This window comes from Burkholderia sp. Z1 (assembly GCF_014893795.1).
In the GTDB taxonomy this organism is placed as follows: Bacteria; Pseudomonadota; Gammaproteobacteria; order Burkholderiales; family Burkholderiaceae; genus Burkholderia; species Burkholderia theae.
This window is the reverse complement of record NZ_JACFYL010000001.1, coordinates 1,923,678-1,949,366: the sequence shown is the minus strand read 5'-3', so window position 1 is coordinate 1,949,366 and position 25,689 is coordinate 1,923,678. Positions and strand designations below refer to the sequence as shown.

23 protein-coding genes and 2 riboswitches are annotated in these 25,689 nt (G+C 68.4%); of the genes, 8 read left to right on the top strand and 15 right to left on the bottom strand.

Going from position 1 to position 25,689, the window contains the following annotated elements:
- Positions 1-54: 54 nt before the first annotated feature.
- Positions 55-957, top strand: coding sequence for a LysR substrate-binding domain-containing protein (locus H3H55_RS08955; RefSeq protein WP_048243686.1), 903 nt, complete (start codon positions 55-57; stop codon positions 955-957).
- A 194-nt stretch (positions 958-1,151) separates the two neighbouring features.
- On the opposite strand, the gene H3H55_RS08950 is transcribed toward H3H55_RS08955, so the two are convergent.
- Together H3H55_RS08950 and H3H55_RS08945 are read right to left on the bottom strand one after the other, a co-directional pair.
- Positions 1,152-3,407 carry an Ig domain-containing protein gene (locus tag H3H55_RS08950; protein WP_193098354.1) on the bottom strand — a complete coding sequence of 752 codons (2,256 nt, stop codon included), beginning with the start codon at positions 3,405-3,407 and terminating at the stop codon, positions 1,152-1,154.
- Positions 3,408-3,898: 491 nt separating this feature from the next.
- The gene (locus H3H55_RS08945) at positions 3,899-4,222 is read right to left on the bottom strand and encodes an H-type lectin domain-containing protein (protein ID WP_164992013.1); all 324 of its coding nucleotides are present in this window, start codon (positions 4,220-4,222) and stop codon (positions 3,899-3,901) included.
- 390 nt (positions 4,223-4,612) lie between these two features.
- Between H3H55_RS08945 and H3H55_RS08940 the strand changes: the two genes are divergently transcribed.
- The gene (locus H3H55_RS08940) at positions 4,613-5,968 is read left to right on the top strand and encodes a chitinase (protein ID WP_193098353.1); all 1,356 of its coding nucleotides are present in this window, start codon (positions 4,613-4,615) and stop codon (positions 5,966-5,968) included.
- An 83-nt stretch (positions 5,969-6,051) separates the two neighbouring features.
- Here the strand turns inward: H3H55_RS08940 and H3H55_RS08935 are convergent, their stop codons facing one another.
- From H3H55_RS08935 to H3H55_RS08920, 4 genes are all read right to left on the bottom strand, one after another.
- Entirely contained in the window at positions 6,052-6,795 is a 744-nt protein-coding gene (locus tag H3H55_RS08935) for an IclR family transcriptional regulator (protein ID WP_193098352.1), read from the bottom strand.
- 52 nt (positions 6,796-6,847) lie between these two features.
- Entirely contained in the window at positions 6,848-8,014 is a 1,167-nt protein-coding gene (locus tag H3H55_RS08930; RefSeq protein WP_193098351.1) for an acyl-CoA dehydrogenase family protein, read from the bottom strand.
- Between the two features lie 37 nt (positions 8,015-8,051).
- On the bottom strand, positions 8,052-9,353 hold the full coding sequence (locus H3H55_RS08925) for a CitMHS family transporter (RefSeq protein ID WP_193098350.1): 1,302 nt from the start codon (positions 9,351-9,353) through the stop codon (positions 8,052-8,054).
- 116 nt (positions 9,354-9,469) lie between these two features.
- Positions 9,470-10,630, bottom strand: a complete 1,161-nt coding sequence (locus H3H55_RS08920; RefSeq protein ID WP_193098349.1) for a CaiB/BaiF CoA transferase family protein — start codon at positions 10,628-10,630, stop codon at positions 9,470-9,472.
- 276 nt (positions 10,631-10,906) lie between these two features.
- Here H3H55_RS08920 and H3H55_RS08915 point away from each other — a divergent pair, with 276 nt between their 5' ends.
- Both H3H55_RS08915 and H3H55_RS08910 read left to right on the top strand, forming a co-directional pair.
- The gene (locus H3H55_RS08915) at positions 10,907-11,128 is read left to right on the top strand and encodes a hypothetical protein (protein WP_193098348.1); all 222 of its coding nucleotides are present in this window, start codon (positions 10,907-10,909) and stop codon (positions 11,126-11,128) included.
- A gap of 150 nt (positions 11,129-11,278) precedes the next feature.
- On the top strand, positions 11,279-11,701 hold the full coding sequence (locus H3H55_RS08910) for an NUDIX hydrolase (RefSeq protein WP_193098347.1): 423 nt from the start codon (positions 11,279-11,281) through the stop codon (positions 11,699-11,701).
- A 21-nt stretch (positions 11,702-11,722) separates the two neighbouring features.
- Here H3H55_RS08910 and H3H55_RS08905 read toward each other — a convergent pair whose 3' ends face one another.
- The 8 genes from H3H55_RS08905 to H3H55_RS08870 form a co-directional block, all read right to left on the bottom strand.
- Positions 11,723-12,049 carry a low molecular weight protein tyrosine phosphatase family protein gene (locus tag H3H55_RS08905; protein ID WP_193098346.1) on the bottom strand — a complete coding sequence of 109 codons (327 nt, stop codon included), beginning with the start codon at positions 12,047-12,049 and terminating at the stop codon, positions 11,723-11,725.
- Between the two features lie 25 nt (positions 12,050-12,074).
- Positions 12,075-12,647, bottom strand: coding sequence for a DUF1993 family protein (locus H3H55_RS08900; RefSeq protein ID WP_129514552.1), 573 nt, complete (start codon positions 12,645-12,647; stop codon positions 12,075-12,077).
- Positions 12,648-12,819: 172 nt separating this feature from the next.
- Positions 12,820-13,272, bottom strand: coding sequence for a YaiI/YqxD family protein (locus H3H55_RS08895; RefSeq protein WP_193098345.1), 453 nt, complete (start codon positions 13,270-13,272; stop codon positions 12,820-12,822).
- Positions 13,273-13,333: 61 nt separating this feature from the next.
- Positions 13,334-13,942, bottom strand: coding sequence for a vWA domain-containing protein (locus H3H55_RS08890; protein ID WP_193098344.1), 609 nt, complete (start codon positions 13,940-13,942; stop codon positions 13,334-13,336).
- Positions 13,943-14,010: 68 nt separating this feature from the next.
- Positions 14,011-15,087, bottom strand: a complete 1,077-nt coding sequence (locus H3H55_RS08885; protein ID WP_193098343.1) for an ATP-binding protein — start codon at positions 15,085-15,087, stop codon at positions 14,011-14,013.
- Positions 15,084-18,893 carry a cobaltochelatase subunit CobN gene (cobN, locus tag H3H55_RS08880; protein WP_193098342.1) on the bottom strand — a complete coding sequence of 1,270 codons (3,810 nt, stop codon included), beginning with the start codon at positions 18,891-18,893 and terminating at the stop codon, positions 15,084-15,086. Before cobN ends, H3H55_RS08885 begins: the two co-directional genes overlap by 4 nt.
- A 6-nt stretch (positions 18,894-18,899) precedes the next feature.
- Positions 18,900-19,979: a cobalamin biosynthesis protein CobW gene (gene cobW, locus H3H55_RS08875; RefSeq protein ID WP_193098341.1), complete on the bottom strand. Its 1,080-nt coding sequence runs from the start codon at positions 19,977-19,979 to the stop codon at positions 18,900-18,902.
- A gap of 25 nt (positions 19,980-20,004) precedes the next feature.
- Positions 20,005-21,063 (bottom strand): HoxN/HupN/NixA family nickel/cobalt transporter, encoded by a 1,059-nt coding sequence (locus tag H3H55_RS08870; RefSeq protein WP_193098340.1) that lies wholly within the window; start codon positions 21,061-21,063, stop codon positions 20,005-20,007.
- A gap of 187 nt (positions 21,064-21,250) precedes the next feature.
- Positions 21,251-21,516, bottom strand: a riboswitch (cobalamin riboswitch).
- A 114-nt stretch (positions 21,517-21,630) separates the two neighbouring features.
- Positions 21,631-21,867: riboswitch (cobalamin riboswitch) on the top strand.
- Between the two features lie 109 nt (positions 21,868-21,976).
- On the opposite strand from H3H55_RS08870, the gene cobA reads away from it, so the two are divergent.
- From cobA to H3H55_RS08850, 4 genes are read left to right on the top strand one after another with little or no spacing between them, the layout of a single operon-like run.
- A complete protein-coding gene (gene cobA, locus H3H55_RS08865; RefSeq protein ID WP_193098339.1) occupies positions 21,977-22,786 on the top strand; it encodes a uroporphyrinogen-III C-methyltransferase in 810 nt (269 codons plus the stop codon).
- The gene (locus H3H55_RS08860; protein WP_193098338.1) at positions 22,783-23,160 is read left to right on the top strand and encodes a cobalamin biosynthesis protein; all 378 of its coding nucleotides are present in this window, start codon (positions 22,783-22,785) and stop codon (positions 23,158-23,160) included. Before cobA ends, H3H55_RS08860 begins: the two co-directional genes overlap by 4 nt.
- Before the next feature lie 34 nt (positions 23,161-23,194).
- A complete protein-coding gene (gene cobO, locus H3H55_RS08855) occupies positions 23,195-23,797 on the top strand; it encodes a cob(I)yrinic acid a,c-diamide adenosyltransferase (protein ID WP_129514543.1) in 603 nt (200 codons plus the stop codon).
- A gap of 2 nt (positions 23,798-23,799) precedes the next feature.
- On the top strand, positions 23,800-25,104 hold the full coding sequence (locus tag H3H55_RS08850; protein WP_193098337.1) for a cobyrinate a,c-diamide synthase: 1,305 nt from the start codon (positions 23,800-23,802) through the stop codon (positions 25,102-25,104).
- A gap of 35 nt (positions 25,105-25,139) precedes the next feature.
- Here the strand turns inward: H3H55_RS08850 and bamE are convergent, their stop codons facing one another.
- Positions 25,140-25,679 (bottom strand): outer membrane protein assembly factor BamE, encoded by a 540-nt coding sequence (bamE, locus tag H3H55_RS08845; protein WP_193098336.1) that lies wholly within the window; start codon positions 25,677-25,679, stop codon positions 25,140-25,142.
- Between the last annotated feature and the right edge of the window lie 10 nt (positions 25,680-25,689).

Here is a 25,689-nt window from a genome sequence, read left to right as displayed (position 1 = left end):
CGCCGCATGCACGCCAATACCGTTTTCACCGTCTTTGATACCGGAACGACAACAATGCTCGACCTGCGCCGCCTCCGTTATTTCGTGGTCGTCGCCGACGAACTGCACTTCGGCCGCGCGGCATTGCGCCTGCGCGTCGCGCAGCCGCCGCTGACGCGCCATATCGCCGCGCTGGAAAGCGAGCTCGGCGTCCGGCTGTTCGAGCGTTCGACGCGCGCGGTGCGGCTGACGCCCGAAGGCGCGCTGTTCCTCGAGCATGCGCGTAACGTCGTCAGCGCGGCCGCCGAGGCCGAGGCGAGCGCGCGCAAGATGGCGCAAGGCATCGCCGGGCGCCTCGTGATCGGTTATGCGAGCTCGATTCCGATGTCCGACACGTTCCCGGACGTCATCCGCGTCGCGAGCCGGACGATGCCCGACGTCGAGCTCGCGTTCCGCGAAGCGGCGACCGCCAGCCAGCGCCAGCAGATCGCGGACGGCACGATGGACATCGGTTTCGGCTGGGCGTGGGACGGCGCGCCCGGTGTGCCGGTTGCGTCGCTCGTCGTGTCGCGCGAACCGCTCGTCGCGGCCGTGCCGGCCGGGAATCCGCTCGCGGGCCGCGCGAGCGTCGACGTCGCGGCGCTTGCAAACGAAACCTTCGTGACCTTTCCGCCCGGTTACGGTTCGGCGTTGACCGCGGCGCTGGACGACCTGTGCGCGCAGGCCGGATTCGCACCGCGCATCGGCGCGACCGCTGCGCAGATCACGACGCTCGTGTCGCTGGTGGCCGCCGAACGCGGTATCGCGATCGTGCCGGGCTTCACGGCGACGCTGCAGCGTCCGGGCGTCGTGTACGTGCCGCTCGCCGGCACGCGTGCGGTCGAGCAGATCGTGTCGTGGAGCGAGCCGTTTTCGTCGGCGTGCGTCGAACGCTTCGTCGCGCTCGCGCGCTCGCTTGTGCAACCCGCATCGGCATGATGCGGGTCAAACGACCCGGATCGCTCTTCCCCCGTGGTTCCGGTGTCCTGGCCGCGCAACACCCTCTTCCACATCGATCACGTTCGCCAAAGCGGCTGATCGCCCTCACCGAATGCCGCAGGTATCGCCGGATTGACGCGCGTCCCGAATGCCGGCGCAGTCGCGCGCGAATTCGATGAGGGCTGCTCGATACTTCAGTTCACCACGATGGTGTAAACCGCACGCGCGTCAGGCAGTCCCCCGTCGTTCGTGGCCGTGACGCCAAACGTGTAACTCCCGGTCCTCCCGGGCGTACCAACGATCCCGCCAGTATCCTGATTGAACTGGAGGCCTGGGGGCAATCCCCCGCTGGTCACCGTGAAACGGACGGTCGCAGGCGTATTCGACGTGATTTTCGCTGCGTAGAGCGTGCCTCGAGCGGCGGCTGGCAAGACTGCGGGGCCCAGTTGCGGTGTCGGCACCGATACGGTCTGCGGATTGCCGATCGGGATGCCTCCGGAACTTACCGGCCGCAACGACCAACTTTGGCCGGGGGTAATGGTCTCCAGGGTCCAGCAGGTAGTCTGGTCGCGAAGCGCGGCCCTTTGCTTTTCGGTGAACGCGCCGAGATTCCTGGCTGTTTCCCACTGCTTGATCTTGTCGAGAATCTTCGGCGCCGAGGGCAAGGTTGCCACCCAGCCCCGGAAGCCTATGCCGGCGTTGAGCGCCGCGCCGCGTGCGAGCCTGGTTTCGATCTGGGTCAACGAGAGGTCTGTGATATCGAACCATCCAAGCATGCCCGGCAGGTAGTTGGCCTGGTAGAACACGTTGTTGCGGTACAGCTGATCCATATCCGGGTTGGTCCAGTTCGCCCGGGTCAGCATATCCCACGCATTCGAGGTCATCCGGCTTGTCTCGCTGATGTATCCATCGTGCCCGGTCTGGGCAGCGTAGGTGCCGTTTATCAACCGGGCAATGCCGAAGCTGCCCCAGCCGGTATCACTGGCGGATTCCACCCCGTCGAAGGAGTGGTACCGGATGCCGACGTTGTTCCTGATGGTCCCCAGCCGGGTGGCGATCTCGTCGATGATGCCGAGGCCGCCGATGGCCCCGTTATACGAATTCAAGATCACACTCGCAACGGGCGTGCCGCGCGCGGCCGGGGCGGGGATGGAGTCCCACTGGCCTCGGGTCAGCCCACTGACTTTCCATTCACTGCCGCTCCTTTGGGCATCTTTGTACGAGATGAACTCGTCGCCGATACGTAGCATCTTCTCTTTGATCCCGTCCGGCATCGGTACGAATCCACTCAAGTAGAGCATCGCGGTCGTCATGTTCAACGACCGGGACAAGGTGGCTTGGCTGCCCAAGGCTAAACGAGGGTCCGCGGGCGGTGAAACGTAGCGATCGATGGAGGTGGGCGGGCCAACGCTGATGAAGTCCGACATGGTATGAACGCCGACGCGGACACCGTGCTCCTTGGCAGTTTCCACCAGCTTTTCAGCCCCGTTGTCGCTGCCGCCGAAGGTGGAGTCGAACTGATAATGCCCGGTGGATTTCCAGGGGCCGCGATAGTTCTCTGGCGAGTAGATGTAGTTGATTCCCGCGCTGTGGGCGAGGCGGGCAGCCTTGTCGACATTGCCGGTGTCGAGATCGTTCACCACGAAAGACGACTGGCCGCTGGCCTGCGCCACTTTCTGCCACTGGCCATTCTGGGTCGGATACGGGAGATTTTCACCCGAAGCAATGAACGACAACAGGGTCGTCACGAGCTCCGGTGCGCTGCCGTATAGCGCAATCTTCGATCCGATTACCGAGCCTGCGCGGTCGAGTGGGCCGAGCGGGATCGGATAGCCATCGGGGTTGAGCCGATCGCGCCGGCGCGTGTAGTCGTACGTAAAGGCTCGCAGCACGGCCCCCCATGACGTCTTTGCCGCCACGCTCCACGGTTCCATCGACGCCACGTACAGATTGTACGGATTGGAGATAATGTCGTTTCCCCAGCCGTATTGCGGATATTCCTTGGGCCACGCGCCTTCGGTGCGGTCGTTGAGCGGCTTGAGGCCGATGGCGAATTCGTTGTCTCGTACCACGCCCGCGGCTTCGCCGACGGTCTGGTTGATCGCGACAGGCAATGGCCCCCACAGCAGCGCCTGAACGTCGTAAGCGCGGTCGGTCTTCACGCGGGTGACTTCAAAGGTGGCATAGCCGGTCTTCTGCAGGACGCGGACATCGACCTCGAATGCGATGCCGGTGTCATTCGCGAAGGACAGCGTGTTGTCAGCGGCGGACCACCGGACGCTGGCGGGCAACACCAGTATTCCGTTGATCACGAGTCTGACGAGCAGGACGAACTTCCCGGGCGAGATGTAGTTGCGGCCGCTGCGGGAATCGATGAGTTCGACGATGGCGCCGGTGGAGTCCAGGCCGAGCGTCAAGTAGCCAGCCGGAATGTGTAGAGTGCTTGTCATTTTTCGACCTTCCTGACGAGAATGGGGGGCGCGAGCGGCGCAGATGCACCAGTGCACCCTTCCCTCGCGTGCCGTGAGTCAATATTCAGAACACCGAATCGATGCTCTTGACGTACATGCAGCGGTGGTCGGCGGATACGCCGGACATTGGACATGGCCGATCTGGCCGACGGATTCGAGCGCTCCCGCCTGCCGTCGACGGCGGCCATCTTTCATCGAAAGGCGACCGTGCCGGCTTTCGAAGCGCGATCCTTTACGGCATCGGGATCGCGGGCTCTGCGTCGTCCGACAACGCACCACGACTGCCTCAACAGCCCTCGCCGACGCAAGCAACCTGCGCGGAGCATGCGGCGCAACACGTGACACCGATGGCGGCCAGCCGCAGCGAATGGCTGCGGCTGGCCAGCCGCCGAACTGCCTGGTCAAACTTCCGGCGGTGAAGCCGGCGCAGTTAGAAAAGAGGCAGCGACCGCATTATTCCGGTTCGATTTTTATTGGCTCGGCACTTCGGCGATATACGAAACGTAGAGGTTTTGCCCCCAATCGCTGCCCGAGTAATTGGGAAACACCTTATCTTCGCGGGTGATGTTGACGTTGAATCCGGTCGTCGTGACTTGGGTCACCGTCACCGAGAACGTGTCCGGATAATTGGTTGAGTCGTTGGGGTCCTGGAGGGCCGTCACGACAACAATGGGCGCGGTCGAAAACGTGCCCGGGAACGTGATTTGCGCATTGAAAGGCGGGTTGATCCAGGAATTCTGGTCGCCGCCTGGAACGCTTCCGACTGCCTGCTTTGCTACGATTCTTTCCAGCATTTTGAGCTCCTTATGGATAAGACGACATTGCATCGTGGATGAGCCGCGCGCGAAAGCACTCCGCTCGAAGACAAAGTTATGCCGTGCGTAAGGCGAAAGCGATTACACGTGATTACACGATGGAAGCGGCTGTCAGGGCGTGCCGAGCGTGACGTTTTTATTTCGAAACCGGTGGTAAGTTTTTCTTGATCGATGCCCGGCGCATTACAGAACAGTGTCGAATCGGCAAGATCGTTACGTATCGGGAATCAAATAACAAAAAGAACACCTAACCATTCACTATTCGGCGCGAATCCTCCAAGATGGGCACGCCGCCGGCCGGGCATGCCCGGTCGCCCGTCCGGCGGCGATACGCGGGCCAGCGTATCCCTCTTCCACTTGGAGAACCCAATGAACAACAATGTGTTGCCGCGTTTCATCCCGCGCGCGCTTGCCGCGGGTTGTCTGCTCGCAGCCGCGAGCGTGTCCCAGGGCGCCGGCGTCTATGCGCCTTTCGTCGACGTCACGCTCTATCCGACGCCGCTCGTCGACCAGATCGGCGTCCAGCAAGGCATCCAGCAGTTCACGCTCGCGTTCGTGGTCGCGGGCAACGGCTGCGCGCCGTCGTGGGGCGGCGTGCAGTCGATCGGCAACGGCGCGAGCGGCGGCCTGCTCACCGCGCTGTCGACGTCGATCGCGAGCTATCGTGCGAAAGGCGGCGAAGTCGCCGTATCGTTCGGCGGCGCGAACGGCACGCCGCTGATGCAGGCGTGCTCGACGGTCCCCGCGCTGAAGACGGCGTACCAGACCGTGATCGACACGTATGGCCTCACGCATATCGACTTCGACATCGAGGGCGCGTCGCAGCAGGACACCGCCTCGGTCGCACGCAACTTCCAGGCCGTCGCGCAACTGCAGTCCGACTATGCGGCGAAGGGCAAGCCGCTGCACGTCACGCTGACGCTGCCGACGATGCCGACCGGGCTCACGCAGGACGGCGTGAACGTCGTCAACGCGGCGATCGCGAACAACACGTCGTTCGACGCGGTGAACCTGATGACGATGGACTACGGCCCCGCGAACATCGACATGGGCGCGGCCGCGATCAGCGCCGCGCAGGCGCTGTACGCGCAACTCGACACCGCGTTCAAGTCGGTCGGCCAGACGAAGACCAGCGCGCAGCTCTGGCAGATGGTCGGCGTCACGCCGATGATCGGCGTGAACGACGTGCAGGGCGAGACCTTCACGCTCGCGAACGCGCAAAGCGTGCTGAACGCGGCGGTCAACAACGGCTACGGATTCTTCGGCAACTGGTCGGTCGGCCGCGACCAGCCGTGCCCGAGCAACGGCGCGTATGCGTCGCCGACCTGCTCGGGCGTCGCGCAGCAGCCGTACGCGTTCGCGACGATCTTCAAGGCACTCGACGGCAAGTGGGGCGCGGGTGTCACGCAGGACCCGAACTACGGCGGCGGCTCGAACGGCGGCACGCCGCAACCGGGCGCGCCCTGGGCGGCCGGCCAGGTCTATACGGCCGGCGCGACGGTCACCTACCAGGGCACGACGTATCAGGCGCAATGGTGGACGCAGGGCGACGTGCCCGGCCAGGCCGCCGTGTGGAAGCCGGTCGGCGGCGGCTCGCCCGTATGGTCGGCCACGACCGCCTACCAGGGCGGCACGTGCGTGATGTACCAGGGCGCGAAGTACTGCGCGAAATGGTGGACGCAGGGCGACAACCCGAGTGCGGGCGGCGTGTGGGTGAAGTCGTGACGGTGTGACGCGCGGCGGGCCGTTTCCGGCGCGGCGGGATCGCGCGCCGGCGAGCGGCCCGCCGCCGGTGACGGCGTACTGCCCTACCCGCGTGCGTGCTCGGCCAGCAGCCGCGCCTTCGCGTCGACGAGCAGCGCCGCATGCGTGTCGCGATGCTGGCGGATCCGCTCGGTCGGCCCGACGACCGACAGCCCGTACCAGTCGCCGTCGAGCGTCAGCGCGACCGCGATCGCCGACAATTCGGGCGCGCTCTCGCCGAAGTTCTCGGCCCAGCCGAGTTCGCGAAACCGCGCGGTTTGCGCGACGAGCGCCGGCAGGTCGGCCACCGTCGCGTCGGTGAAGCGTTCGAACGGCAGCTGCGCGCCGAGCGCTTGCTGCGCATCGCCGGCGAATTCCGCGAAGATCGCCTTGCCGATCGAGTTCGCGTGCAGCGGGCGCAGTTCGCCCGGCTGGCGCGTATAGCGGATCGCCTGCTCCGATTCGACGACGTCGAGGTACGTAACCGACAGGCCCTGGATCTTGCCGAGCACGGCCGTCTCGCGGCTCGCGTCGCGCAGCGCGACGAGATGCGGATGGACGATGTCGACGACGGGATCGGTCGCGTCGATCGCGGCGGCGATCGTCTGCAGTCGGCGCGTCGGGTAGTAGCCGCCGCGCTTGCGCACTTCGTACAGGTAACCGCGGCTCACAAGCGTGCGCGCCATCGCGAGGCAGCTCGACGCCGGCACATTGAGCAGGCGCGCGAGTTCGGTGAGCGGCAGCGGCCGCCGTTCGGCGGCGAACAGCTCGAACAGGTCGAGCGTGCGGGCAACGAGTTTGACGTCCATGACGAGCGCTTGATTCGAAACGGGAAACCGCGCGCCGGCGGGCTGCCGCGCGTCAGTACGACTTCGGCAGCCCGAGCACCTTCTCCGCGATGTAGCACAGGATCAGTTGCGGGCTCACGGGCGCGAGCCTCGGAATCATACACTCGCGCAGGTAGCGCTCGACATGGTATTCCTTCGCGTAGCCCATCCCGCCGTGCGTCGCGATCGCCGTCTGGCACGCGTGGAACGCGGCTTCCGCGCCGAGGTATTTCGCCGCATTCGCCTCCGCGCCGCACGGCTGCCCCGCGTCGTAGCGCGTCGCGGCCTTCATCACCATCAGCCACGCGGCCTCGAGCTGCATCCACGCCAGCGCGAGCGGATGCTGGATCGACTGGTTCTGCCCGATCGGCCGGCCGAACACGACGCGCTCGCACGCATACTGCGTCGCGCGGCGCAGCGCGGCCTGCCCGAGGCCGATCGCCTCGGCGGCGATCAGGATCCGTTCGGGATTCAGCCCGTGCAGCAGGTACCGGAAGCCGTCGCCTTCGTTGCCGATCAGGTCGTCGCGCGATACGCGCAGGTTGTCGATGAACAGCATGTTCGAATCGACGGCCTTGCGGCCCATCTTCTCGATCTCGCGCACCTCGACGCGCGAGCGGTCGAGGTCGGTATAGAACAGGCTCAACCCGTCGGTCGGTTTCGCGACCTGGTCGAGCGGCGTCGTGCGCGCGATGATCAGCATCTTGTTCGCGACCTGCGCGGTCGAGATCCAGATCTTGCGCCCGCTCAGCACATAGTGGTCGCCGTCGCGGCGCGCCTGCGTGGTCAGGTGCGTGGTGTCGAGGCCCGCGTCGGGTTCCGTCACCGCGAAGCACGCCTTGTCGCGCCCCGCGATCAGCGGCGGCAGGAAGCGCGCCTTCTGCGCGTCGTTGCCGAACACCTGCACCGGGTTCAGCCCGAAGATGTTCATGTGGACGGCCGACGCGCCGGACAGGCCGGCGCCCGATGCACTGATCGTGCGCATCATCAGCGCGGCCTCGGTCATCCCGAGCCCCGCGCCGCCGTGGGCCGGGTCCATCGCGATGCCGAGCCAGCCGGCCTCGGCGAGCGCCGCGTGGAAATCGGCCGGAAACCCGCCCGCGCGATCGCGTTCGAGCCAGTAGTCGTCGCCGAAGCGCGCGCAGATTTTCTCGATCGCGCTTTCGATCGCGCGCTGGTCGTCGGTCAGGTCGAACTGCATGGACTGCTCTCCCGGAAAAGATGAACGGATGCGCCGCTCATAGCGGAAACACGCCCGTCGCGACCGCGGCGAAGACCATCAGCACGGTGGCGGCGAACAGGAACGGAATCGTGAATTTCTGGTGCTCGGCCAGTTCGACGCCGGTCAGGCCGACGATCAGGAAGGTCGCGGGCGTGAGCGGGCTCACCGGGAAACCCGTCGTCATCTGGCCGAGCAGCGCGGCCTGCGCCATCTGGATCGGCGGCACGCCGAGCAGCTTGCCGCTCTCCGCGAGCACCGGCAGCACGCCGAAGTAGAACGAATCGGGATCGAACAGCAGGCTGAGCGGCATCGACAGCAGCCCGAGCACGAACGGCATGTGGCGCGCATGCTCGACCGGCACGTGCGCGACGACGACTTCCGCCATCGCCTTCAGCATCCCGGTGCCGGACATGATGCCGGTGAACGCGCCGGCCGCGAGCAGCACGCTGGCCATCATCAGCGCGGCCTTCGCATGCGCGTCGATCCGCTCGCGCTGGGCCTGCACGTCCGGGTAGTTGATCACCAGCGCGGCGACCGTGCCGAGCATGAACATCACCATCGGGTCGACGATGCCCGAGACCAGCGTGACGAGTACGACGAGCGTCAGCGCGAGGTTGATCCGGAAGCGGTCCGGCCGGCGCAACGCGCGTTCGGCATCGGTCAGCTCGCGCGGCGCGACCACGAGCGACGCCGCGCCGGCACGATCGAGCCCGAGCCGTTTCGCCTCGCGCGCGCCAAGCACGTACGCGGTGCCGAACACGAATACGAGCCCGACGATCTGCACCGGGATCATCGGCATGAAGATCGCCGAGCCCGGAATGTGCAGCGCCGCCGATGCGCGCAGCATCGGCCCGACCCACGGCAGGAAGTTGACGCCGGCCGCCATCGACGCGACGCATGCGAGGATGCGGCGATCCATTCCGAGCCGCGTATAGAGCGGCATCATCGCGGGCAGCGTGACGAGAAACGTGACGGCGCCCGAGCCGTCGAGATGGATCAGCAGCGCAAGCAGCGCCGAGCCCATCACGATGCGCGGCGGATGGCAGCCGATCACGCGCAGCACGCCCGCGATGATCGGGTCGAGCATCCCTGCATCGGTGAGGATTCCGAAAAATAGAATCGCAAAAACAAACATCCCGGCGATCGGGCCGATGTTCTGTACGCCGTGCACGATGAACTTGCCGGTCGTGAGCCCGAACCCGGCCGCGAGCGACGCGGCCACCGGCACGACGATCAGCGCGACCAGCGGCGACAGCCGCTTCGTGATGATCAGGCCGAACAGCGCGACGATGGCGATCGCGCCGATCCATGCGAGCATGATGCGTCTCCTCTGCAGCCGGTGCGCGCCTCGGTGCGCGGGCCGGCGTGATATCCGAATGGGGGCGTCCGGCTCGCGCGTCGGGTGGCCGCGATGCCGGGATGTCGCGTTGCCGGTCAGTCCCGGCGGGGCGCGCCGTGCTCGTCGTCGGCAAACACCTGCGCCGCGTGTTCGTTCAGCGCGGGCGGCGGCCGCCGGTATGTGGCCGGCGTGCGGCCGAGCTTGATCGGCGACGCGATGCCACGATGCCGGCCCAGCTCGACCTTCATTTCCCGATGCGCGACGTGCGGATGGTCGAGCGCCGCATCGAGCCCGAGCACGGGCGCGCACGGCACGCCGCGGCGCATCAGCTGCTCGGCAAGCGCCGCGCCGTCGTGTCCGGCCAGCGCCGTTTCGAGCAGCGCGCGCAGCGCGGCACGGTTCGCGCTGCGCGCGCGGTTGTCCGCGAACCGCGGATCGCCGGGCCAGTCGCGCGTGCCGAGCACGTCGCACAGCGCCGCGAACTGCCCGTTGTTGCCGACCGCCAGGAAGATGTCGACGGTGGCCGTCGGAAAGCTGTCGTACGGCGTGATGTTCGGGTGCGCGTTGCCGGTGCGCACGGGCGCGTTGCCCGAATGGAAGAAGTTCGGCGTATGCGGATGCAGGATCGACAGCGCGCAGTCGAACAGCGTCGATTCGACGAACTGGCCGCGGCCGCTCGCGTCGCGTTCGCGCAGCGCCATCAGCACGCCGAGCGCCGCGTTCAGCCCCGTGACGAGGTCGACGATCGGCACACCGACGCGCAGCGGCGCGCCACCTGCTTCGCCGTTCACGCTCATCAGCCCCGCGAGCGCCTGCACGGCCGCGTCGTAGCCGGGCAGCCCGCCGAGCGGGCCGTCCGCTCCGAAGCCCGACACGCGGCAATAAACGAGGCGCGGAAACCGCGCATGCAGCGCGTCGAAACCGAGCCCCCAGCGCTCCATCGTGCCGATCTTGAAGTTCTCGACGACCGCGTCCGCGTGTTCGAGCAGGCCGAGCAGCCGCTCGCGATCGTCCGGTTTCGTCAGGTCGAGCGCGATGCCGAGCTTGTTGCGGTTCACGCCGAGGAAATACGACGCGGTGTCGCCGTCGAACGGCGGGCCCCACGTGCGCGTCTCGTCGCCCGACGGCGGTTCGACCTTGATCACTTCCGCGCCATGGTCGGCGAGGATCTGCGTCGCGTACGGGCCGCCCAGCACCCGCGACAGATCGATGATGCGCAATCCTGCCAGCGCGCCCTGCTGCTCGTGTTCCGCCATGCGTCTCGCTCCTGCTTCCGGTTGATCGGACTGCCGGTTCCGGCGGTTCGGCGCCTGCGGCGCACCCTTCCGGATTTGTCGAATAATTCTTGTGTGTGAATTTATATTCACACTCGGGAATTATATTGTCAAGCCCGGATGCACCCGGCTGCCGCATGGAGAACGCCGCCGCGCGCAAGTGGGGACGACACCGAACCCGGGCCGGTTGCGGTGCCGCCCCGCCCTTCGTTAAGCTGACGAAATTCGTTCATCTCGAAAAAATAAGGCGGAATATTCATGAAACGGTTGCTGCTGACGGCCTTCGTGCTGGCGTCGACGCTGGGCGTCGCACACGCGCAGACCCAGACTTTCCAATTCGGCGAAGGACAGACGCAGATGCCCGGCGCGGCGCCTGCAAGCCGGCACGCGCCGGCGCCCCATCACCGGCGCGCCGTTCACAAGAGCCACCATCCGCGCCACGCGAAGCCGACGCGTAACGGGATCTACACGCACGCGTGACGCGGCGTCGGTCGCGCGACGCCGTGCACGGAACTGTCACGAACGGCCGGTAAGATCGGCGCGGCTGCCTGCATGCCGTCGCGGCCCGCTGCCGGATCACGAACCGCCGACGCGCATTTTCTCCACGATTCAGCACCTGTTTTGCCGAACATGAGTACCGGGCCGGATACCCTCGCCGTCATCAAGGAACGCGCCACGATCGTGTGCCGCCAGCGCAGCAGCGTGCTGCTGGTCGCCCGCACCGCGTCGCGCTGGTCGCTGCCGGGCGGTACGATCCGGCGCGGCGAGACGCCGCTCGAGGCCGCGCAGCGGGAGCTTGCCGAGGAAACGCGGCTGGAGGGGCTCGTGCTCGACTACGCGGTTCAATTCGGCGGGCTGACGAAGCTGCATCACGTGTTTGTGGCCGAGGTGCCGGCGCACCTGACCCCGCACGCGAGCAACGAGATCGCCCGCTGCAAGTGGTTCACCGTCGACCGGCTTGAAACGCTGCGCGCGAGCGTGCCGACGCGCAAGATCATCGAACTGCTGCGCCTCGACTGTTTTTCGGCGATCCTGAACGGCCCGCGGCGCTGACGCCGATGTCGTCCGCGCCGCTCACGCGCGCAGGAACGGGCCGGCCTTGCGTTCGAGCAGCGTGACGAGTTCCGGCTGCATGAACGCGTACCGGTCGGGGATGTCGAGGCAGACGATCTGCTTGTGCTTCAGGTGAGCGCCGAATAACGCCGACAGCCTGGCTCGGTGCGCACGCTCCATCACGAAGACGATGTCGGCCCAGTCGAGCTGGTCGGCGGACAGGCGCGTGTCCGCATCGGGCGCGAGGCCCGCGGAGTCGGTTTCGACGCCCGGCCACGCGGCGAACACCGCTTCGGCCGTCGGGCTGCGCAGCCGGTTGCGGCTGCAGATGAACAGCGCCCGCGTCATGTCGCTTCTCCGCCCGCTGGCCCGCTTACCCCTGAGGAATCGTGCCCGGCCGCACGTACGCGAGCATGTGCGGCACGTAATCGGCTTTGCCGAGCTCGACGCCGTGATGGCGCAGGATCGCGTATGCGGCGATCGCGTGGAAGTAGAACTGCGGCAGCGCCCAGTCGCGCGCGTACTGCTCGCCCGTCATGTCGAACGCAATCCCGTTCGGCAGTTCGAGCGCGATCGGCAGTGCGGCGCCGCCGTCGAGCGCATCCGGCGCGAGTTCGCCGAGAAACGCGAGCGTGCCGGCGAGGATGCCCTGCGCGTCGCTCAGCGAGCCAGGCTGCGCATCCGCGTTCCATCCGGCTTCGCGCAATGCCAGCAGTGCCGCCGGCAGCGGCTCGCCGCGCAGCCGGTAGACCGGCTCCATCGACTGGAAGCACGAGAAGCGCACCTGTGCGGCGAGCGGATACATGTCGGCCGCCAGCTTCAGCGTCATCACCGCGTCGAGCTCGCCGCCCGCGGCCTGCCGGTGCGCGACAGCCTTGTCGAGCCACGCGGACTGCGCGCGCAGCATCTGGGTAAATGTGGGAACGAGAAGTTGGGTCGGTGACACGTGTGCGCTCCTGTGTAGTGGTTCGCGTCACGATATCAGCGTCGGCGTAAAACTGCATCCCGACCGCGGTGACGTACGCGATCCGATGCGGATCCGGCGCATTGTCGCGTGGCACGTGCGAATGTTTCCGCTTGCCGGACGATCGACGGCGCCTGGCCGCCGACACGCAGCGTCAAGGCTTGCCGTGGCGTGCCAGGAACCGGTCGAGTTGCGATGCAAACGTCTTGCCGTCGCGCGCGCTGAACGGCGCCGGCCCGCCCGTGTCGATGCCTGCGCTGCGCAACTGGTCCATCATCGCGCGCGTCGACAGACGCTCCTCGATGTTCTCGCGGCTGAACCAGTTGCCGCGCGGGTCGAGCGCATGCGCGCCCTTGTCGAGCACGGCGGCGGCCAGCGGGATGTCGGCGGTGATCACGAGGTCGCCGGCCTCGGCCATCTCGACGATGCGCGCATCGGCCACGTCGAAGCCGGCCGGCACCTGCACCGCCTTGATGAACGGCGACGGCGGCGTGCGCAGAAACTGGTTCGCGACCAGCGTCACGCAGATTTCGGCACGACGCGCGGCGCGAAACAGCATGTCCTTGATGACGGCGGGACACGCGTCGGCATCGACCAGTACTTGCATGGCGGTTGTTTCCAGTGGGTAGCAGCAGAAGCGGCGATCATAGCGCACCGCCGGCCGGCAATCAGCCGATCGGGTCCGTGCAAAGCGCATCGGCGGTCACCCACTGCGCGCCCCATGCAGCCGCGAGCCGCGCGCCCTGCCCGATCCGCACGGCCGCATCGTCGAAGTCGACGAACACGACGTGATCGGCCGCCGCGGGTTTCGCCGGCGTCTCGCGCGTGCGCCCGTCGGACAGCACCCACAGCCAGCGCTGCTTGTCGGGCTCGCGCCGCGCATCGTGCGCGAGCAGGTGCGCGGCGGCCGCGATGCCGTCCGCGAGCGGCGTGCCGCCGCCGCCGTCGACCGGTTCGAGCCAGCGTGCGTTCCACCAGCGCGGCACGGCCGGACCGAAGCGCCGCGCGGCGCCGTTGCCGCCGAAGCAGATCAGCGCGGTTTCGACGCGGTCGCGCGCGGCGCGATCGAAATACGCGACGATCAGCCCCTTCGCCAGCGCGAGCCGGTCGCGCGACAGCATCGACGCGGAACAGTCGAGCACGAAGCAATGCAGCGCATCCGGTGCGCCGGTTCGCTTCCGGAAGCGCAGATGGCCGTGATGCAACGGATCGCCGCGCTTCGCGGCGAACGTCGCCGGCCATGCGACGACTGTGCCGGCGCGCGCCGTACCCGGCACGCGCGCGGCTGCGCCTTGCTGCCATCGAGGACCGCGAACGGTGTTCGCGGCGGCGCCAGCTCGATGGCTCAGTGTTTTTTTAGCGGCAGCGGCACCACGCTTTTCACGTCGCGCAGCCCGGCCGGCTCGGGCCGCAGGTAGCCCCAGTCGCCCTGCGCGACGGCGGTGTCGTTCCCGGTTGTGCCCGGTTGATCTTCCGGCTGCTGGCGCGCCTCCGGCGGCGAACGATCGTCGCGTGCGCGGTCCGGCTGCGACGCGCCGGACGACGGCGGCGCACCGGCATGGCGGCGGTGCCGCAGCACGGCTTCGGCCACGCGCGCCACGTGCGATACCGTCACCGCATCGGCCTCCTCCAGCGCGGCGAGTGCGCGCGCGGCGCGTAGCATCACGAGATCGGCGCGCAGCCCGTCGACGGCCGCGTCGATGCACAGCGCGCTGACATGCGCATGCACTGCATCGCCGAAATCGAGCATCGCCAGCCGCGCACGCGCCGCGTGAATCCGGTCGCCGAGTTCGCGCTGCGCGGGTGCATGGCGTGCGCGGAACGCGTCCGGATCGAGATCGAATGCCAGCCGCGCCTTCACGATCCGCTCGCGCTGCGCGGCATCGAAACAGTTCTCCAGCTCGACCATCAGCCCGAAACGGTCGAGCAACTGCGGGCGCAGTTCGCCTTCTTCGGGATTCATCGTGCCGATCAGCACGAAGCGCGCGTCATGCGCGTGCGACACGCCATCGCGCTCGACGAGGTTCACGCCGCTCGCGGCGACGTCGAGCAGCGTATCGACGAGCCCGTCGGCGAGCAGGTTCACTTCATCGACATACAGCACGCCGAGATGCGCACGCGCGAGCAGGCCCGGCCGGAAGCGCACGCCGTTTTCGGCCAGCGCATGCGCGAGATCGAGCGTGCCGGTGACCTGTTCGTCGCTCGCCGACAGCGGCAGCGTAACGAACTGCCCTTCGGGCAGCAGCTCCGCGAGGCCGCGCGCGGCGGTCGATTTCGCGGTGCCGCGCGGCCCGCTCACCAGCACGCCGCCGAGCGACGGGTCGATCGCGGCGAGCAGCAGCGCCTGCTGCAATGCATCCTGCGCGACGAGCGCCGCAAACGGAAAGACCGCGCGGGCGCGGTGCAGTGTCGGATCGGTCATCGCCGTCCCCCTTCCTGGAGTTGTTCGCTTTCGAGCCAGACCGCTTCGATCCGCTCGCGATAGTCGCCCGGCTGCTGCCACAGGCCGCGCTGCATCGCCTCGACGAAGCGTTCGCAGATGCCGTGCAGCGCCTTCGGATTGTGCCGTTCGAGGAACCCGCGCGTGTCGTCGTCGAACAGGTACGCGTCGGCGACGAGCACGTACTGGTGGTCGGACAGCACGCGCGCGGTCGCGTCATAGCCGTACAGGTAGTCGACGGTCGCGGCCAGCTCGGCCGCGCCCTTGTAGCCGTGGCGCTTCACGCCGTCGAGCCACTTCGGGTTGACGACGCGCGAGCGGATCACGCGCGCGATTTCCTCGCGCAGCGTGCGCATCTTCGGCGCGACCGGGTTCGCATGGTCGCCGTGGTAGATGCTCGGCTGCTGCCCGGACAGGTGCCGCACGGCCGCCGTCATCCCGCCCTGGAACTGGTAGTAGTCGTTCGAATCGAGGATGTCGTGCTCGCGGCTGTCCTGGTTCTGCACGACAACGTCGATTGTCGCCAGCCGCTCGCCGAACACGTCGGGCGCGGCATCGCCCGCACTGTTCTGCGCATACGCATGGCCGCCCCACTGGCGGTAGGCGTCGGCGAGATCGGCGTCGGTCTGCCAGCGGCGCTGGTCGATCAGGTCCTGCAGGCCCGCACCGTAGCTGCCCGGCCGCGCGCCGAACACGCGCCAGCCGGCGCGGCGCCGCGCTTCGTCGGGCGACACGCCTTGCTCAATCCATTTCGAGCGTTCGCGCTCGATGCGCGCGCGGATCGGATTCAGCTCCTCCGGCTCGTCGAGCGCGGCGACGGCCTGCACCGCTGCGTCGAACAGATGCATCAGGTTCGGGAACGCATCGCGGAAGAAACCCGATACGCGCAGCGTCACGTCGATGCGCGGCCGGTCGAAGATTTCGATCGGCAGGATCTCGAAGTCGGTCACGCGATGGCTGCCGTGCGCCCATTTCGGCCGCACGCCGAGCAGCGCAAACGCCTGCGCGATGTCGTCGCCGCCCGTGCGCATCGTCGCCGTGCCCCACACGGACAGGCCGATCGCGCGTGGATAGTCGCCGTGATCCTGCAGATGGCGCTCGATCAGTTGCTGCGCGGATTTCAGGCCGAGCGACCAGGCGGCCTGCGTCGGCACCGCGCGCGTGTCGACCGAGTAGAAGTTGCGGCCGGTCGGCAGCACGTCGGGGCGGCCGCGCGACGGCGAGCCGCTCGGCCCCGGCGGCACGAAGCGGCCGTCGAGCCCGCGCAGCAGCTGGCGCATTTCCTCGCCGCCGCATGCGTCGAGCGCGGGGATCAGCGTCGAGCGCACGCGCTCGATCACGGCGAGCGTGTGCGGCCATGCGCCGGGCGGTGTCGCGTCGGTGCTGGCGTTGCCGCCGGCGGCTGCGCACAGCCCGTCCAGCCACTGCTGCGCGAGCCGTTCGAGCCGCTCGCGCGTATCGCCCGCATGGCGCCACGGCGACGCGTCGAGCGCCTGCAGGATCGCCGGCCGCGGGCCAGCCCACGGCGCGGCCCAGTCGGCCGACAGCGGATCGAAGTCGTCGCCGAGCGCGAGATCGCGCGCAAGCGCGCCGATCAGCCCCGCACGCACGCCCTTGCCGTCGCCGATCGGAAAACGCGCGAGCGCGAGCAGCGTGTCGCGCCGTTGTCGATCGGCCGGCGATACGCCGAACACGTGCAGCCCGTCGCGAATCTGCGCTTCCTTCAACTCGCACAGCCAGGCGTCGACGCGCGTCAGCAGCGCATCCTCGTCGCCAGTGTCGCGCGGCGGCGATACGCTCAGCTCGTCGTGCAGCCGGTGCTCGGCGATCGTCGCGAGGATCGTCTTGCGCAGCAACTTCGCGCGCCGCGCGTCGACCATCAGCGCCTCGTAGTATTCGTCGACCTGCCGTTCGAGATCCTGCAGCGGGCCGTAGTTTTCCGCGCGCGTGAGCGGCGGCATCAGGTGATCGATGATCACGGCCTGCGCGCGCCGCTTCGCCTGGCTGCCCTCGCCCGGGTCGTTGACGATGAACGGATACAGGTGCGGCAGCGGCCCGAGCGTCAGGTCGGGCCAGCACGCGTCGGACAGCGCGACGCTCTTGCCCGGCAGCCATTCGAGGTTGCCGTGCTTGCCGAGGTGGATGACCGCGTCGATGCGATACGCATCGCGCAGCCAGAAATAGAACGCGAGATACGCGTGCGGCGGCACCAGATCCGCGTCGTGGTAGCTCGCGTAGTCGTTCTCGCCGCGCGAGCGCGACGGCTGGATGCCGACGAACACGTTGCCCGCACGCCAGCCGGCGATCGTGAAACGCCCTTGACGCAGCGTCGGGTCGGCTTCGGGCGGTCCCCAGCGCGCGTTCAGCGCGTCACGCACGGCCGCCGGCAGCCGCGCGAAATGCGCGACGTAATCGGCCAGCGCAAAACTCTGGAACGCCGGGCGCAATGCATGCACGGCCGCGTCGTTGGTCACGCCTTCGGTGAGCCGCGCGATCAGCGCGTCGCCGTCGGGCGGCAGGTCCGCCACCGCGTAGCCCGCGTCGCGCAGCGCAGCGAGCACGCGCAGCGCGGACGCCGGCGTGTCGAGCCCGACACCGTTGCCGATTCGCCCTTCGCTTTGCGGATAGTTCGCGAGTATCAGCGCGACGCGCTTGCTCGCGTTGTCGAGCGTGCGCAGCCGGCACCAGCCGCGCGCCAGCGCCGCGACGAACGCGATTCGTTCGGCGTCGGGCTGGTAGCGTACGACGTCGACCTCGGTGTGCGGGCAGCGATACGCAAGCCCCTTGAAGCTCACCGCGCGTGTGACGATGCGCCCGTCGACCTCGGGCAGCGCGATGTGCATCGCGATGTCGCGCGCATGCAGCCCCTGGTTGTCGGCCACCCATGCGTCGCGATTGCCGCCGGACAGGATCACCTGCAACACCGGCGCGTCGCCGGCGAGCACCTCCGGCTCGGCGGCATCGATCGCGCCGGCCGCGAACGCGGTCGTGTTCAGCACGAGCGCGACACCGTGCGTGTCGCACAGCTGCGTGATGACCTCGCGGCTCACCGCATCCTTGAGCGACGTCACCGCGATCGGCAGCGGATTCAGCCCTTCCCGCACGAGCGCGTCGGCCAGCGCGTCGAACACGGCCGTGTTCGCGGCCTGCCAGTGCGCGCGATAGAACAGGATCGCGACGCCCGGCGCGCCGGGCGTCCAGCGCGGCCGCCAGTCGTCGACGCTCGCGCGGTCGCGCGCCGGGTGATACAGCGCGGCGGCCGGCAGCGGGCGCGGCAGCTCGGGTTCGTCGCCGAAGCCGAGCGTGTGGAATGCGATGCTGCGCAGCAGCGCCTCAGCGTTGTGCACGCCACCTTCGCGCAGGTAGCGCCACCACAGCCGGCACAGGTCGGGCGCGACCGTGCTCTTCGCGACGAGGTTCGGGTCTTCCTGCAGGTCGCCCGAGAACATCGCGAGCTGCTGCCCGCGCTTCGACGCGAGCGACACGGCCTGCTCGATCCCGTACGGCCAGTACGCTTCGCCGCCGAGATGATCGATCACGACCGCCTTCGCGTGGCGCAGCACGTCGTCGACATAGAAATCGACCGACGCCGGCTGCCGCAGGAACGTGACGTTCGCGAGTCGCACGCTCGGAAAGCCGGCCGGCAGCTGCGGCACGACGCTCGCGAGCAGCGACAGCGTCGTGTCGGCCGAGCTCAGGATCACGATGTCGGCCGGTTGCTGGGCGATCCGGACGACGCCCTGCGTATCGTCGACGAAGCCGCCCGGCGTGGTGCGCAGCAGATGCATCGTGCGTTACGCCTGTTGCGGTTCGGCCGCGCACGCGGCGTCGAACGCGCGCTGCAGTGCGGCCGCGTCGAGATCCTCGCCGATCAGCACGAAGCGGCTCGCGCGCGTTTCGCCGTCCTGCCAGCGACGGTCGAAATAGCTGTCGAAACGGCGGCCGACGCCCTGGATCACGAGCCGCATCGGCGCGCCGGGCAGCGCGGCGAAGCCCTTCGCGCGGTAGATCGTGTGCGTCTCGACGACGCGCTGCAGCGCGGCGATCGTCGCTTCGCGCGTGCCCGCATCGCCCGATACGACCACCGAGTCGAAATCGTCGTGGTGGTGATCGTGATCGCCGTCGTCGGCCGAGCCGTGGTGATCGTGACGCAGGTGGATCGTGTCTTCCGATGCCGATTCGAGCCCCAGCAGCATCGCAAGGTCGAGCTCGCCGCGCGTCGCACGCACGATCTTCACCTGCGGCGGGATCTCGTCGCGGATCGCGGTTTCGATCTGCGCGAACTGCGTGTCGCCGACGAGATCGGCCTTGTTCACGATCACGAGATCGGCGGACGACAATTGGTCGGCGAACAGCTCGTGCAGCGGCGATTCGTGGTCGAGGTTCGGGTCCGCACGGCGTTGCGCGTCGACGGCCTGCGGGTTTTCCGCGAACTGGCCGCTCGCGGCGGCCGGCCCGTCGACGACGGTCACGACCGCGTCGACCGTGAAGCTGTTGCGGATCGTCGGCCAGTTGAACGCCTGCACGAGCGGCTTCGGCAGCGCGAGGCCCGACGTCTCGATCAGCACGTGGTCGATGTCCGCGCGCCGCTCGACGAGCGCTTCCATCACCGGATAGAACTCTTCCTGCACGGTGCAGCACAGGCAGCCGTTCGCGAGTTCGTAAAGCTGGCCGGACGCTTCGTCCTGCGTGTCGTCGCAGCCGATGCCGCAGCCCTTGAGGATTTCGCCGTCGATGCCGAGTTCACCGAATTCGTTGACGATCACCGCGATGCGGCGGCCTTCGGCGTGCTGCAGGATGTGGCGCATCAGCGTCGTCTTGCCGCTGCCGAGAAAGCCCGTGACGATCGTGACGGGAAGCTTGCGTAGGGTCATGGTGGGTCCTGGGTCGAATGGGGGTTCAGGCAGAGATCGTCACATCGATCTCGTCGTAGCGTTTGATGCGATAGATCGCGGCGGATACGAGCCAGCTCGCGAGGAACAGCCCGATCACGACGTAGCCGAGCATCCCGAAATGCGCGGCCGCCGTCGTCGCGAAGTCCCACACGGTGCCCTGCAGCGACAGCTTGTCGGCGAGCAGCGCCAGCACCTCGATGCCGCCGATCAGCGCCGCGACCAGCACCGATACGAACGTGATCGTCATGTTGTAGTAGATCTTGCGGATCGGCCGCACGTATGCCCAGCGGTACGCACCCATCATCAGGATGCCGTCGGTCGTGTCGACGAGCGTCATGCCGGCCGTAAACAGCGCGGGCAGCACCATCACCGACCAGAACGACAGGCCGCCCTGCACCTGCGTGGCCGAGATGCCGAACAGCGCGATCTCGGTCGCGGTGTCGAAGCCGATGCCGAACAGGAAGCCGATCGGATACAGGTGCCAGCTGCGCGACACGATCCGGAACAGCGGGCGGAAGATGCGCGCGAGCACACCGCGCTGGTTCATCAGCAGGTCGAGATCCGCCTCGACGAGCGGCTCGCCGCGCTTCACCGCGCGAAACGTGCGATACACGGAAACCAGGATCATCAGGTTTGCGGCCGCGAGCAGCAGCAGGAAGAACGCGGACACGCAGGTGCCGATCGTGCCGCCCAACTCGCGCATGCCGTCGAAGCGCGACAGCGACGCGGCGGTTGCCGCGACCACGGCCGACATCACGATCACGACCGTCGAGTGGCCGAGCGAGAAGAACAGGCCCGCGCCGAGCGGGCTGCGGCCCTCCTGCATCAGCTTGCGCGTGACGTTGTCGATCGCCGCGATGTGGTCGGCGTCGACCGCGTGGCGCAGCCCGAACACGTACGCGAGCAGCGCGGTGCCGAGCAGCACGGGCTGGCCGTGGAAGGCGGCGAACGCCCAGACCCACGCGCCGACGTTGAAGGCGATCAGCAGCGCATAGATCGCGACGATCTTGCCGCGCAGCCCGGATGAACTGTCGTTGAACAGGCGAAACAGCGAATCGAGCATGACGCTCCTTTGCGAACGGTCGACATGAAGCATGCCAACACGGCCGTCGCTGCGCGGCCCCGTGCGGTCTCGCCTTCCATCGGGCCCGATCATGCGCGCTTGCGCGGGCGACCGGACGACGGGAATCGGGAAACGCTCGGGTGTCGGGCACGCTGCGGCCGTGGACGATGCGCCGCCTCCCCGCGGCGCTGAACCCCAACGTTTAGGCCGGTATCCGGGCTGACGAACACGCCGCTTCGCCTTCCCGGATGCGCGGGGCATCCAGTGGCGGTCGTCCGCATGCGCGCGGCATGCGGCGAAGCGGCGTTGCATCGTGGCGGGCACGATGCGTTCGCTTACCGTTGCGGGGGCAGCACAGGTTGGCTCGACTGCGACGCAGGCAGGCTCCCTGTTTCCCGTTTAACTGCGCGCGCCGGAGCGGCGCGCGCGAGCACCAAAACGCGTGCGAGTGTAGGCGCCGAGGGCGGGAGCGTCAAGGCGACGCGGGCCGCCGGGCCGGGTTTCGCACGGCCGGCGCGTCGCGCCGGAGGCCGTGCGCGGCGGGTTCGCGCGGGCGGACCGCTGTGCTATCGTAGCGCCGCGTTCGGTGCTCGCACGCGCATTCCGCGCATGCAGTTAAACGGGAAACAGGAGGCGGACGACCGCCCGGCCTGTGCTGTCCCCGCAACGGTACGCCGCCCGCGCGACGCGCTTCCCCGCGCACGCGCCCATGCCGCCCACGATGCCACTGCCCTTTACCGGGCGGGAAGGCCGCGGCCTGGCAAGCGGCCAGCCCGGATACCGGCCGACGCAAGGGGCGAGCCCGACGCTCGCCGAACGCCCGATCCGCGGGGGACGGATGGGGTGCGCATTCCACCCGCGTTCGCGCGGGCTTCGCCCGATCCGTCATGTCTTGCCTGTTTGCCGGCCGCCGATGTGCCGCCCGCCTTCCCCTTTCCACTGTTTCGACACGGTGCGCGCCGTGCCGCGCGCGATGAGCCGCGCGTGGCTCATCGGCGCCGGCCCCGGCGACGCCGACCTGCTGACGCTCAAGGCCGTGCGTGCGATCGGCACGGCGGACGTGCTGCTCGTTGACGATCTCGTGAACCCCGACGTGCTGCGTCATGCGCGCGCCGACGCGCACATCGAGCACGTCGGCAAGCGCGGTGGCCATGCATCGACGCCGCAGGAGACGATCGTCGCCGCGATGCTCGCGCACCTGCGCGCGGGCCGCAGCGTCGCGCGGCTCAAGGGTGGTGATCCGTTCGTGTTCGGTCGCGGCGGCGAGGAACTGGCCGCGCTCGGCGCGGCGGGTTTTTCGGTCGAGGTCGTGAACGGCATCACCGCGGGCATCGCCGCACCGGCCGCACTGGGCATTCCGGTCACGCAGCGCGGCGACGCGCAGGGCGTGATCTTCGTCACGGGCCACGGCGCGGGCGCCGACGAACCCGACTGGCGCGCGCTCGCGGCGACGCGCATGACGATCGTGATCTACATGGGCATCCGCCGGCTCGATACGATTGCCACGGCGCTGCGCGACGGCGGCCTGCCCGGCGATACGCCGTGCGCGGCGATCGAGAACGCGACGCGTCCCGGGCAACGGCACGTGCTTGCGACGCTCGACACCCTCGTCGAACAGGTCGGCACGACCGGCATCGGTTCGCCGGCGATCGTCGTGATCGGCCGCGTCGCGGCGCTCGCCGACGATCCGGCGGTGCGTGCGGCGCTCGGCAGTGGCGCATGATGCGCGTCGCGCTCGGCGTCGGTTTCCGCGCGGGCACGACGGCCGTGCAACTCGACGCGGCGATCCGCGCGGCGCTGGCGCTTTACCCGGACGCCGAACCGGCGGTCGTCGCGACGCTCGCCGACAAGGTGCACGCCCGTGCGCTGCGCACGCTGTGCGCGCGCCGCGGCTGGCCGCTCGTCGCGTTCGACGCGGCGCGGCTCGCGAGCTGTCCCGAACTGGCCGCGAGCGGCCCGTCGGATGCCGCGCTCGCGCGCTTCGGCGTCGCGGGCGTGGCCGAGCCGTGCGCGCAGCTCGCGGCGCCTCACGGGCGGCTGCTCGGCCCCAAATCCATCCGGGACGGCGTGACGGTCGCGCTCGCCGGCCCGCTCTGAACCCTTTGTTTCGCTTTCGACAGGACGATTCCCGATGAAGACCGATACCGAATCCCATCAGCGGATGGCCGAACGCCGCCGCGCCGGCCACGAGAAGAAACAGGCCGCCGCCACCCACGAAAAGGGCCTGCTGATGGTCCACACCGGCAACGGCAAGGGCAAGAGCACGGCCGCGTTCGGCATGGCCGTGCGCGTGCTCGGCCACGGCATGCGGCTCGGTGTCGTGCAGTTCATCAAGGGTGCGCTGCATACGTCCGAGCGCGACTTCCTCGGCGCCGTCGCGGAATGCGACTTCGTGACGATGGGCGACGGCTATACGTGGAACACGCAGAACCGCGACGCCGACATCGCGACCGCGCGCAAGGGCTGGGACGAGGCGCGCCGGATGATCGAAAGCGGCGACTACCGGATGGTGATCCTCGATGAGCTGAACACCGTGCTGAAGTACGAATACCTGCCGCTCGACGAGGTGCTCGCGACGCTCGTCGCGCGCCCGGACTCGGTGCACGTCGTCGTCACCGGGCGCCATGCGCCCGATGCGCTGATCGACGCGGCCGATCTCGTCACTGAAATGCGGCTCGTCAAGCATCCGTACAAGGAGCAAGGCGTGAAGGCGCAGCGCGGCGTGGAGTTCTGAGCGTGCCGGCCTGCCCCGCGCTGTTCGTCAGCGCGCCCGCGTCCGGCCAGGGCAAGACGTCGGTGACGGCCGGCCTCGCGCGGCTGCATCGCCGGCTCGGCCGCCGCGTGCGCGTGTTCAAGACCGGGCCGGATTTTCTCGATCCGATGCTGCTCGAGCGCGCGAGCGGCGCACCCGTGCATGCGCTCGACCTCGGGATGGTCGGCGAGGCCGGCTGCCGCGCGCTGCTGGCCGACGCCGCGCGCGATGCGGACCTGATCCTGATCGAGGGCGTGATGGGGTTGTTCGACGGCACACCCAGCAGCGCCGACCTCGCGGTCGCGTTCGGCGTGCCGGTCGTCGCGGTGATTTCCGCGAAATCGATGGCGCAGACGTTCGCGGCGATCGCGTTCGGGCTCGCGCGGTTCCGGCCGGGGCTGCCGTTTCACGGCGTGCTGGCGAACCGCGTCGGCTCGGCACGGCATGCGGAACTGCTGCAACAGGCGCTGCCCGCCGACCTGCGCTGGCTCGGGCACGTGCCGGCCGACGCGGGCATCGCGCTGCCTGAACGGCATCTCGGCCTGCACCAGCCGGCCGACATCGGCGATCTCGATACGCGGCTGGAGCGCGCGGCCGACGTGCTCACCCAAACGGCGCTCGCCGAATTGCCGCCGGCCGTTACGTTCGCGGAACCGGACGTCGCGGCGCCGCTGCCGCGTGCGCTTGCCGGCAAGCGGATCGCGGTCGCGCGCGATGCGGCATTCTCGTTCATTTATCCGGCGAATCTCGCGTTGCTCGACGCGCTCGGTGCACAGGTGCGATTCTTTTCGCCGCTCGCGGACGAGCGCGTGCCGGACGATTGCGACGCGCTGTTCCTGCCGGGCGGTTATCCGGAACTGCATGCGGCGACGCTCGCGGCGAATGACGAAACCGCGCGGACGATTCGTGCGCATGCGGCCGCAGGCCGGCCGATCGTCGCGGAATGCGGGGGAATGGTGTATCTGTGTGAATCGCTGACCGATGTGGACGGCGCAACAACACCGATGCTCGGCCTGCTGCCGGGCCACGCGACGATGCAGCGCCGGTTCGCGGCGCTCGGCATGCAGCGGCTCGATACGCGCGACGGGCCGATGCGCGGCCATACGTTCCACTATTCGCGGCTCGCGACGCCGCTGGAGCCGGTCGCGAACGCCGTGCGCCCCGACGACGCGCCGGGCAGCGGCGAAGCCGTCTATCGCAGCGGCGCGGTGGTCGCGACGTATATGCACATGTACTGGCCGTCGAATCCGGAGATGACGGCAGCGCTGTTCGACGGCACGGTGTTCTGAAGGAAAAAACGGTGAAGCGCCGCGACACCGCAAGGTCAGGGTTTTTCGCGGCCCGGCGCTTCCGAACGCGAAGTCCGGATCACGGTGCCGTCGGGCGAGAAATGCGCGTTGAACATCGCGTCGCCCGATACGCCGCCCTCGGCCCAGTGCCAGCTCCACACCTCTTCATGGCTCAGCGCGTATTGCGCGACCTCGGTCGGCTTGCCGAGCAGTTGCCGTACGTCGTCCTTCGACATCCCCGGCACGACCTTCGCGATGTTCGCCGCCGTCAGCGCCTGCGTGATCGACACGAGCCGGCCGTCGGGTCCGAAATCGAGCATGTAGGTACTCGTGCCGTACGGGCCGCGCGGATACTCGAACCGCTGCGAGCCGTCGTCGCCCTGCCTGACCATCTCGGGCTTGCCTGCCTGGCGGAGCACGTCCTCGACCGTCGAGACGCCCGGCTGCAGGTTGCCGAATGCCATCGGATCGGGCTTGATCGCGTTGACTGCATCGGCCACCTTCTGGTCGTCACACCCGGCCGCCAGAACGCTGACCGCACAGGCCGTCAGCACGGTCAGAAGCTGTTTTCGCATTTCGTCCACA